Here is a 5947-nt window from a genome sequence, read left to right as displayed (position 1 = left end):
CCCAGGTGCTGGACATCCGCGACGGGCCGCTCGCCGCGCTGGCCGGTCTCGACACGGGACTGATCGGCGCGGGCCTCGTGGGGGTCTTCGCGGCCTTCGGACTCTACGCCCTCGCCGTGCGGACTAGGCCAGCGACAGGAACAGCTTCTCCAACTGCTTCCGGTCGACCTCGTCGCTCCCGCTCCGGAAGCACTCCTCCAGTCCGGAGGAGATGATCGCGAACCCCGCCCGGTCGATGGCCTTGGACACCGCGGAGAGCTGCGTGACCACCGCGGTGCAGTCCTTCCCCTCCTCGATCATCCTGACGACGGCCGCGAGCTGGCCCTGCGCCCGGCGCAGACGGTTCAGCACGGGCGTCATTTCCTCTGGCTTCAGCTCGACCACAGCAACTCCTCGATACGCTCCGACTCCCCTTCCGGGAAGCATTCCATTCTACCCCCAGGGGTATCGCCCCCCACCCTCGAGAAAGGACCTTCCGATGGACGTCTCACCCCAGCAGACCGCTCAGGCGCTCGGCACCTCGACCCAGATCGTCGACGTGCGGGACGCCGACGAGCTCGCAGAAGGCGTGATCCCAGGCGCACGGCACATCCCGCTCGGCGAGCTCAGCTCCCGCCTCGGCGAGCTCGACCGCAGCCTGCCGGTGATCGCCGTCTGCCGCAGCGGGCGCCGCAGCGCTGCCGCCGCCGACCAGCTCGCCGCCGCCGGCTTCTCCGCCGACACCATGGCCGGCGGAATGCTCGCCTGGCAGTCCGCCGGGCTGCCCACCGCCTGACCGACCCGCCGCCCGAGGCCCCGAGACGGGGCACCAACCGACCCGGACCGAAAGAAGCGATGACCGAGAGCACCCTCACCATGCCAGCCACCGTCGACCCCGCCACCCTGAAGGAGTGGGCCGCGCAGCACGATGACCTCATGGTCGTGGACGTGCGCAGCGGAGCAGAGTTCGATGCGCTCCACATCAGGGGCTCGTATCATGTGCCGCTCCCCCTCCTGAGCGAGCACACCGAGGAGTTCGCCGAGCGGATGGGCACCCGCGTCGTCCTGGTGTGCCAGTCCGGCGCCCGCGCCGAGCAGGCACGCAGGCGCCTCGCCGCCGTCGGCCTCGCCCGAGCCAGCGTGCTCGAGGGCGGCGTGCCGGCGTTCGCCGCGGCCGGGGGCGAGGTCGTCCGCGGCCCCCAGACCTGGGCCATGGAGCGCCAGGTGCGCATGACGGCGGGATCCCTGGTCCTGGCGAGCATCCTCGCCGGCCGCTTCGTCTCGCCCAGGCTACGCCTCGTTGCCGGCGCCATCGGCGCGGGACTGACGTTCTCTGCCGCGACGAACAGCTGCGCCATGGGACGGATGCTCTCCTGGATGCCCTGGAACCGCTCGGCGAGCGAGCCCACCGCGCACCAGGCCCTCCAGCGCCTGGGAGACGCCCCGTGATCCTCCCCGCCCTGGCATTCGGCGCCGTCGTCGGCGGCCTCCTCGGGCTCGTCGGCGGCGGCGGCTCGATCCTTGCCGTCCCCGCCCTCGTCTATGGGGTCGGGGTGCCGCTCGCGGCCGCCATCCCCGGCTCGCTCGTCGTCGTCGGAGCCTCCTCCGCCGTCGCCGTCCTGCCCAGGATCCGCCGAGGCGTCCATTGGCGCCTCGCCCTCATCGTCGGCGGCGCCGGCACCATCACCGCCTACCTCGGTGCCGCTGTCAACCGGATGCTCGACCAGAAGATCCTCCTGCTCGCCTTCGCGGCCATCATGGTGGCCGCCGGCATCCGGATGCTCCGCAGGACCGAGGCAGTCGGCGGGTCCTGTTCGCTCCCGGAGGGCGGGGTGAACTGGCGAAGCTGCCTCCCCAAGGCGATCCTGACCGGCGCCGTCGTCGGGTTCCTCACCGGGCTGCTCGGCGTGGGCGGGGGCTTCCTCATCGTCCCGGCCCTGGCCCTCGTCCTCGGGCTTCCCATGGCCCTGACCGTCGGGACGTCCCTCGTCATCATCGTCATCAACTCCCTCGCAGGCCTCGGCGCCCACGTCGGGCAGATGCACTTCGACTGGGCTGTCATCGGAGCCTTCGCTGCGGCCGCGATGGCTGCCTCCCTCGCGGGAGGCCGACTCGGGCGAAGGCTTCCCGAACATGCGCTCAAGCGAGGGTTCGCGGGACTGGTCCTCCTGGTCGCCGTCTACGTGGCATTCCAGGCCGTCACCTCCCGATAGACCCGAAACACCATTCAAGGGAAACAAGAAGAAGGAGAAAGAGAAATGTGCCGACAGATCACGTGCAGGAAATGCGGAAAGCTCACCTGGGCCGGGTGCGGGCAGCACGTCCAGCAGGTCATGCGAGGCGTCCCGAACTCCCAGCGCTGCCAGGGACACGAGAACGAACCCAATGCGCCCGGGGGCTTCTTCTCCCGGCTCTTCGGCCGCTGAGCGGTTCGGGCAGCATTCGTCGGGAGCGATCTTCGGGAGCTTTCAACCCCTTGACCGTGACCCGTCTCACGCGTAGCCTCAAAAATACCGGTTATATCCTATAGGAAATAGGAGGCTATCGTGGCCGAAGCTGTCCACGAGACCGTTGGGCGAAAGCGCTGGACGCGCCTGATCCCGGTGGCCATCATCGTCTACATCATCTCGTTCATGGACCGGACCAACATCGGGTTCGCCCTGAACGGGCTTCATAAGGACCTCGGTATTGACGCTGCCCAGCAGGGTCTCGCCGCCGGGATCTTCTTCATCGGCTACCTGACCCTGCAGATCCCGGGGGGTCATCTGGCCGAACGCTGGAGTGCGAAGAAATTCGTCGGGATCATGGTTCTGGTCTGGGGCCTTCTGGCGGTCGCCACAGGCTTCGTCCAGAACTTCACGGAACTTCTCATCGTGCGGTTCCTCCTCGGCGTGGCCGAAGCCGGCATCTGGCCGGCAATCCTGGTGCTCATCAGCCACTGGTTCCCCGCAGCCGAACGCGCTCGGGCCTATGCCTTCTGGATGATGAACATCGCGATCTCGTCCATCATCACCGCGCCCCTCTCGGGCTGGATCCTCTCCTTCTCCGACTGGCGCTGGCTGTTCATCATCGAGGGCCTCTTCCCGTTTGTCATCGCCGCCCCCATCTGGTGGTTCTTCATCTCAGACCGCCCGCGGGATGCCAAGTGGTGCTCTCCCCAGGAGCGCGCGTACATCGAGGAGGGCCTCGCCGCCGACGAGGCCGCCGCCCCCCATCAAGGGCATGTGAGCATCAAGCATGTCTTCAAGAACAGCGCGGTCTGGCGACTGACGCTCGTCTACTTCCTGATCCAGATCGGCTTCTACGGCCTGAACATCTGGCTGCCCAAGGTGGTCAAGACGATCACGTCAGGCTCCTCCCTCGAGGTTGGCTTCGTCACGGCGATCCCGTACGTGCTGGCGATGTTCGCCCTCTGGTACAACGCCAAGGCTGCTGACAGGTCCGGCCGCTACTCGACGCACGTGCTGCTCTCGATGGCGGTCGGCGCCGTCGCCCTCGTCATCTCGGTGGCGACGGGCAGCAGCGTGCCGTTCCTCGCTGTCACCTTCATCAGCATCGCAATGGCAGGAGCGCTCGCGTACGACGGCCCGTTCTGGGCCTCCGCCTCGCGCGCGATGCCGGTGGTGGTCGCTGGAAGCGCCATGGGCCTGATCAACGCCGTGGGCAATCTCGGCGGGTTCGTCGGGCCGTATGTGGGGGGCTTCCTGCAGGACATCACGCACGGCAGCTTCATGGCGGCGTCGGTCTTCCTGGCCGCCTGCCTGCTCGCCGCCGGTCTGGTCATGCTGACCCTCAGAAAGGGCGGAGACCGGCCGGTGGCCACACTCTCCGCGGACGCCGCAAGCTCCTCCGAGGAGTCCTCCCGTTGAGCCAGCTCGGCTGAGGCAGACACGTCGGTCCCAAGGCTGCGGCCTTGGGACCGACGCATGTCCCGGCCAGGATTCCGAAGGCCCAGCGCATCGGTCCTCGACCCCGGGGCGTATGATGCGGCCACGCCTGCCGGGAAGAGGCAGGCCGAAAGGAGTCCGACGTGCCCGTGACATGGCTCGACGAGCCCGAGAAGCACGACTATCCCGCGGCAGCCGCATACCTCTCCCTGCTCGCCGCTCCCCACGAGGTCAAAGAGCTCGTCAAGGCGTTGGAGAAGGCCCCGATCTCCCATCAGAAGGCGAAGGACATCCTCCGGGCGGCCCGGTTGGCGCTCCTCGACGAGACCAACGCGCACGTCCGCGCCGATCTGGTCAAGATCCACCGGGACGAGAAGCTCTCCCCCATCCTGCTCGTCCGCGGAAACCTCGCCGAGGGAACGCCCCTGCAGATCGCCGACGGCTACCATCGCGTCTGCGCGAGCTACCACACGGACGAGAACACCGACATTCCCGTGAAGATCGTCGACGTTCCGGCGCTTGGCGGGGCGTCCGTGGACGACGGCGAGTAGGGCAAGTGTCCTTCATCGAGCTTTCGCTCATCTGCGTCATCGCACTCCTCGGCCCCCTGCTCGCCTCGCGGGAGGGGTGGCACCTGCCGCTCGTCCTCGGGGAACTGCTCGCCGGCGTCGTCGTGGGAAAGTCGCTGCTCGGGTGGGTCGACGCGGGCAACCAGACATTCACGTTCCTCGCGGACATCGGCTTCGCCCTCATGATGTTCGTCGCCGGCACCCACGTCCCGATCCGCGACCGGACCATCCGTGCCGCCATCGGGAAGGGCGCGCTGCGCGCCGTCGTGACGGCCGTCGTCGCCGTCGCCCTGGGCATCGCCGTCGCGCTCCTGTTCGGCTCTGCGAAGGCGCCGCTGTACGCGGTCCTCATGGGCTCGTCGTCGGCGGCGCTGGTCCTGCCGATCATCGACTCCCTCGCGCTCAAGGGCACGTCGATCCTCGAACTCACGGCCCAGGTCGCCCTCGCGGATGTCGCGGCGATCGTCGCCCTTCCCCTCGCGATCGACCCAGGCCACGCCGGTCCGAAGGCGGTCGGGGCGCTCGCCGTCGCGGTGTGCGCCGTGGTCGTCTGGTGGTTCCTGCGGCGCTTCGAACGCAACGGCGCCCGACGACGGCTCCACACCTTCTCGGAGCATCGCAAATTCGCGCTCGAGCTGAGGATCCAGCTCTCGATCCTGTTCGCCCTCGCCGGGCTCGCGGTGTTCTTCAACGTCTCGATCATGCTCTCGGGATTCGCCTTCGGGCTCGCTGTCGCGGCCGTGGGCGAACCACGCCGTCTGGCCCGTCAGCTCTTTGCGGTCAACGACGGCTTCCTCGGGCCGGTCTTCTTCGTGTGGCTCGGCGCCTCGATCGACCTGCGCGAACTCGGCAGCCATCCCGCCATGATCGGCCTCGGCATGGCGCTGGGCGTGGGGGCCGTGCTGGCCCACGCAGCGGGCCGCCTCACCGGGATGCCGCTCCCGTTCGCCGTCGCCTCGGCAGCGCAGCTCGGCGTGCCGGTCGCGGCGGCGACGATCGGGCGTTCCCTCGGCGTCCTGGCCCCCGGCGAGGACGCCGCGCTCCTCCTCGGCGCGCTCGTCACCATCGGAATGACGACGGCGGCTGCGAGCTTCGCCGCTCGACGGCCGCCCGCCGAACATCACGATCAGGACACCGCGCTCGACACCACTTGACACTGATGTGACTGAAGTGAATCGTGGGACTGTGACTCGCCACCTGCGCTTTCCGGCCCTCGCCGCCACCCTCGTCGTCGCGGCCCTCGGCCTCGCTGCCTGCGGCAACAACGCCACGAGCCAGACGAGCACGAGCCCCAGCGGCTCGTCCACGTCGCCGTCGGCCACGCCCTCCGCTCCGTCCTCCATGGACTCCACGTCCGCGAGCGCAACCCCCATGTCGACCCCCTCGGACGGCACCACAGCGGCCGGCGCGCCGGCACGGTGCGTCTCGACCCAGCTCAAGGCCTCGCTCGGCGCGGGTGCGGGCGGCGCGGCCGGGCACGTGTACTCCAAGATCGTCCTCACGAACACGAGC

At 68.9% G+C, this 5947-nt stretch carries 8 protein-coding genes and 1 pseudogene; 8 read left to right on the top strand and 1 reads right to left on the bottom strand.

Going from position 1 to position 5947, the window contains the following annotated elements; genetic code table 11:
- Nucleotides 1-123 precede the first annotated feature (123 nt).
- Nucleotides 124-360 (bottom strand): metal-sensitive transcriptional regulator, encoded by a 237-nt coding sequence (locus tag V7053_RS17520; protein WP_334173547.1) that lies wholly within the window; start codon nt 358-360, stop codon nt 124-126.
- Nucleotides 361-478: 118 nt separating this feature from the next.
- Between V7053_RS17520 and V7053_RS17515 the strand changes: the two genes are divergently transcribed.
- From V7053_RS17515 to V7053_RS17480, 8 genes and pseudogenes are all read left to right on the top strand, one after another.
- Nucleotides 479-775 (top strand): rhodanese-like domain-containing protein, encoded by a 297-nt coding sequence (locus tag V7053_RS17515; RefSeq protein ID WP_334173546.1) that lies wholly within the window; start codon nt 479-481, stop codon nt 773-775.
- Between the two features lie 59 nt (nt 776-834).
- Nucleotides 835-1428, top strand: coding sequence for a rhodanese-like domain-containing protein (locus V7053_RS17510; protein WP_334173545.1), 594 nt, complete (start codon nt 835-837; stop codon nt 1426-1428).
- On the top strand, nt 1425-2192 hold the full coding sequence (locus V7053_RS17505; protein WP_334173544.1) for a sulfite exporter TauE/SafE family protein: 768 nt from the start codon (nt 1425-1427) through the stop codon (nt 2190-2192). The genes V7053_RS17510 and V7053_RS17505 overlap by 4 nt, the downstream gene beginning before the upstream one ends.
- A gap of 45 nt (nt 2193-2237) precedes the next feature.
- Nucleotides 2238-2405, top strand: a complete 168-nt coding sequence (locus V7053_RS17500) for a hypothetical protein (protein WP_334173543.1) — start codon at nt 2238-2240, stop codon at nt 2403-2405.
- A 120-nt stretch (nt 2406-2525) separates the two neighbouring features.
- Nucleotides 2526-3848 carry an MFS transporter gene (locus V7053_RS17495; protein ID WP_334173542.1) on the top strand — a complete coding sequence of 441 codons (1323 nt, stop codon included), beginning with the start codon at nt 2526-2528 and terminating at the stop codon, nt 3846-3848.
- A gap of 161 nt (nt 3849-4009) precedes the next feature.
- Entirely contained in the window at nt 4010-4417 is a 408-nt protein-coding gene (locus V7053_RS17490) for a hypothetical protein (RefSeq protein ID WP_334173541.1), read from the top strand.
- Between the two features lie 5 nt (nt 4418-4422).
- A complete protein-coding gene (locus V7053_RS17485) occupies nt 4423-5589 on the top strand; it encodes a cation:proton antiporter (RefSeq protein ID WP_334173540.1) in 1167 nt (388 codons plus the stop codon).
- Between the two features lie 31 nt (nt 5590-5620).
- Nucleotides 5621-5947, top strand: a pseudogene (locus V7053_RS17480) (DUF4232 domain-containing protein); the annotation flags it as partial.

The sequence above is a fragment of the Sinomonas sp. genome (assembly GCF_036848755.1).
Classification (GTDB): Bacteria; Actinomycetota; Actinomycetes; order Actinomycetales; family Micrococcaceae; genus Sinomonas.
This window is presented reverse-complemented; position numbering and strand designations above follow the sequence as displayed.